Origin of the sequence: Mordavella massiliensis, from assembly GCF_016902415.1 — a bacterium.
Lineage (GTDB): Bacteria > Bacillota > Clostridia > Lachnospirales > Lachnospiraceae > Merdimonas > Merdimonas faecigallinarum.
This window is the reverse complement of the sequence record NZ_JACJLV010000080.1, coordinates 1-4,249: the sequence shown is the minus strand read 5'-3', so window position 1 is coordinate 4,249 and position 4,249 is coordinate 1. Positions and strand designations below refer to the sequence as shown.

At 34.6% G+C, this 4,249-nt stretch carries 4 protein-coding genes; 2 read left to right on the top strand and 2 right to left on the bottom strand.

Features of this window, described 5'->3' with window-relative positions; translation table 11 throughout:
- Both H6A13_RS12585 and H6A13_RS12580 read left to right on the top strand, forming a co-directional pair.
- On the top strand, window positions 1-853 hold an 853-nt coding region (locus tag H6A13_RS12585; protein WP_204909892.1), incomplete at its 5' end, for a DUF4316 domain-containing protein.
- Window positions 854-992: 139 nt separating this feature from the next.
- Window positions 993-1,268 carry a molecular chaperone gene (locus H6A13_RS12580; protein ID WP_204909891.1) on the top strand — a complete coding sequence of 92 codons (276 nt, stop codon included), beginning with the start codon at window positions 993-995 and terminating at the stop codon, window positions 1,266-1,268.
- A 449-nt stretch (window positions 1,269-1,717) separates the two neighbouring features.
- On the opposite strand, the gene H6A13_RS13520 is transcribed toward H6A13_RS12580, so the two are convergent.
- Window positions 1,718-3,259: a protein NO VEIN domain-containing protein gene (locus H6A13_RS13520; RefSeq protein WP_204909890.1), complete on the bottom strand. Its 1,542-nt coding sequence runs from the start codon at window positions 3,257-3,259 to the stop codon at window positions 1,718-1,720.
- A 38-nt stretch (window positions 3,260-3,297) separates the two neighbouring features.
- Window positions 3,298-4,249: LysR family transcriptional regulator (locus tag H6A13_RS12570; RefSeq protein WP_204909889.1), on the bottom strand; the 952-nt coding region annotated here is incomplete at its 5' end.

Here is a 4,249-nt window from a genome sequence, read left to right as displayed (position 1 = left end):
GTATGCACTGTATCGTGTAGATCTTAATACTGCCGGGAAAGACCTGTGGAAAAAAACGTATGATCAGTTAAAGAGTGAAAACCGGCAGATACGGATTGACTTCTACCGTCAGATCCATATTTCAAATCTTTCCGCAAGAGAAGCGATAATGGATATATGGGAAAGAACTGCCGATATAAGAGACGTCAGTGACGTCATTGTTGTGAATCGGGATGGAGAAGTATCCTGCTTTTATGTGGATGAGAATACGCCCAGAAGGATTTCCGGTTTTATACGGATCAACTCATCAGGGGCGCTTGTGACGCTGGATACGAAAGATTACAGAATTGACGGCATGGAAGGAAACTGGCTGGCTGCGGATGAGATCATCATAGATGGGCGACAATTCTTTCTTATGGAACATCAGGACTATCACCGTCAAACCACAAGAGTGATTCTTGATTGTTATGGGAAGAAGATCATGGAAGAGTGCGGAAATGGATTTGATCAGCAGACAAAGGAAATCCTTCATGGGTATGTGCGAAATAATCAGATAAAAGAACCAGATGCTATTGAAAAACAGAATAAACCTGATCGGTTGAAAAGACTGGAGCTATGGCAGAAAGCATATGAGAATGGTCACTATGAGAGAAGCTGGGAATCCGGGATGGAAGTTAATTATGATGCTATAGATGGGTGTGTGAATCATCAGAAAGATCATCCTGGGAAGGCACTCCCGGATCCGGAAAAGAAACCTAAAAAACGCCTGTCTGTTATAAAAAGACTCCGGGAGAAACAGATTGCTATTGCCAAAAGGACCGGGAGGTCAGTTCCCAAGTATCTTGAACAGCAGCTGGCGAGGGAGAAGGACTGATTGTGTATGTCTCAGATGCGTTTTTGTGATGAAAAAGCCTCATCGCGATGGCACTTTTTGAACCTAAAAATCGTAAGGTGATAGTTTATATACCTGAGCAGGTTAGTGTTCAGTTCATATTTCAGGAAGGAGGCAGTATTTGAAGCTTACAAAGTATGAAAAAGAGACAATCATTCTCTTTAATGAAGCAGAGGATCAGGTTAATGTTTTTACTTATAATGTCAGTCTGAAACGGCGGTTGGCTAACTTTAGCAGGAAATATCCGGAGTTATGCAGGAGAAAAGAAGTAAATAAGCAGGGCGGTGTGACGTATCTTATTGATAAAGCCAGGATTTCGTTTAATCTGATACCGCCATATGATGTGAAGAGGATAGAGACTGTGATTCAAAATCTGCCACCAAAGGGTGATAACTGATAGACCGTAAGGACCTGGGAGATAATTTCTCAGGTCTTTTTTTATATTTATTAAGAAGAGGTATTGCCATGATAATTCTAACTTCATGGCAATACCTCTTTGTTCTAAAAACTATCGAATGTAAAGCAACAGGTAGATGCTATACCAAGTTCTTGGATCCAGAATGCCTCGACAAGATATTCTCGTGGCTCAGATAATACTGGAACGATAAGTACTTCCAGGGGAACATTAAATATTTTAGCGAACACAATCAATTTTCACAACGAGCTGAAATATTGTGATCGGATTTCTCGGGTTTCTTCATAGCACTCATTTGGCAGTTTCTCAGATGAACTACCAAGTGAGTGCTCCCAGGATTTATTATATTGGTCCGCTTATATTGATCAAGCTTCTCTTTTATTAATACATTTTCTAACACGAAAAAATACAGTGTGTTACATATTTTTAAATTATTCAATATCAAATGGCATCTCGATTCCGCAATATTCATCACAAACCCATTCCCATTGTCTAATTCGTTTTGTAAAAACAAGTTTGTTCAATGGATCTTGAATATAGATAGCTTTATCGTCAAAAATCAAGCATATATAATACTGTTTTCCATATTGATGTGCAGCGGTATACTCATTATTTGTTATTGTAAACTCAGTATTTACGTTATTTAGGGATTTAACTTCAATATACCTTTTTTCACCTTTAGAAGTAGTACTTTCTATATCATAACCAACATTCATCCTGCTTACATCTTGCACCGAATGTCCCATAAATTGTTCAAGCTGAACTACCCGCTGTTCTGCGGATCTCCATTTTGCAACTTTAGGCTTACTACTTTTTACTTCTTGATAAGATTCTCTTTTAAAAAGATTAGTCAGATTCTTGTTTTCTACAATATAGGGATCTTCTTTATTCTTCAACTCAAGCTTAGCATTCGTATTTACATACTGTAGTTCTGATTCGCTCAATTCGCCACAAAGAGCATCCAATATCTCTGTTCCTTTTTTTGCTCTTTTTATATTATGGAAAGCATATTCAATATTGGTCTTTTTTCCATAGAGTCTTTGAGTTAATGATGCCTTTTTTACAATTTTTGCTGACATTTTCGTTATAGTATCTTTGGGCAGCTTTTCTAATATTATTTTTTCTTCTAAAATGCAAATTAATTCCTCATTCGAATACTCCAATGAAGAAAACTCTGTCAAAAACTCTTCTACCTGAAAATAATTTTGGTAAACTTCTATTGGTAAGGAAGTATCTCGTATTGTTTGACTATATATCCTTATAATTGCTTTTTCTTGTGGATCAAGCCATTCCGGAAGATTTTTATATTGTGCTATTGATATCTCTGAACTATCGTTCATTTTGATCCTTACGTCAGCAATCTTTTTCTTTAACTTACTAATCAGTTTTTGATTAGTTGACGAAAAGCTTTTTTGTCCTCGAAACAGAGAAAGCATTTTTGCATCAGCGGTAACCTCACCGCGCAGTACACTTGCAACCAATTCACAAATTAAAGAAACCAAGTCATCTAGCGCTGCATCTGTAATTGAATCATTTACTAAATGCTTCCTTGATGGATCTGTTGAAAAATCTGCATTTATTTTAAAATCAAAAGGAGACCTGTCTAAAGTAGGTAAAAAGCAATGATAGACAGCTTCCTTAGCATTACAATTAATTATTTCTCCATTTTCTTCCTTAAACGCTAATGCTGCGGATTTTGATCTCATAATTCTCCAAGATGTATCTTGAATAGAAAAGCATTCAATCCCATCAACTGTAATTCTTTTCATGATATAGTTTTGAGTAAAACATTCTTGAATAGAGATAAAACATTCTTGAATAGATTTCAAAAAAATAAATGAATCTGATGAAAATTCTCTAATCTCATCTACTATTTTCTGAACATTAGCATTTTTAAAAACGAATACAGTTGTATAACCTTGTTGAATAAAACTTTGTAGTTCCTTCTCTATATCAAAATTCACATTAGACACAAGAAATGGAATTCTAACTGTCGGTACTTGATTTGCATTTAATCCAAGTTTTTGTTGAGGAAATATAAAAATTCAGATAGCAGGCTTTCTTGATATTTTCTTTTGCGAGTGATGATGCTAAAACTTCTGGTTAAAGGGTAATCTCCTATAAAAGAAATGCTATGAAATTTGTTGTTTTTTAATTCTTCCTTAATAGAAAACTCTGAGATAAAAGTAATACCCAGATTATTTTTTACGGAATTTTTAATTGCTTCGGTATTATGCATTTCATAAATAAAAGCAGGTTTAATATATTCAGAATTAAAAATATGTTCCGTAATTTTTCTTGTGCCGCTACCCTTTTCTCTTAATATGACAGTTTCATCAGAAAAATCTTTTGCACAAACATCAGTTTTGCCCTCGATAATCCAATGATGGTTATTAGAACAAATAAGGCAAAGCCTGTCATCTAAAAAAGGAACAACTTCCAAGTCTTGGGAATAGTTTTCTCCTTCAACAAATCCGACGTCAAGTTTATAGTCTAATACCATTTGTTCAATAATATCACTATTATTAATGGTAAGAGATAAATTAATATTAGGGTGTATTCTTTTGAATTCTGCCATAATATCGGGCATTATGTATATTCCAATGGTTGTGCTGGCACCAATACGTAACTGACCTAATTTTAAATTAGCGATTTCTGTCATTTTAGAATCTAAATCATTTGCGAAACTCATGATCTTTTCAGAATATTCAGAGAAAATTAAACCTGCATAGGTCAATTCCATATTTCCATGACTTCTTATAAATAGTTTACAATGGTATTCCTTCTCAAGTTCGTTAATAGTCTGGCTGACAGCAGATTGAGACATAAAAAGCTGTCTACCAGCTTTTGACATGCTTTTGGTTTCTAAAACAGTCAAAAAAATACGAATATTTCTAAGATTCATAGTTGATACCTTTTTAATTCCTTTCATTATCTCTAAAATATATAAGTAATTACTTATA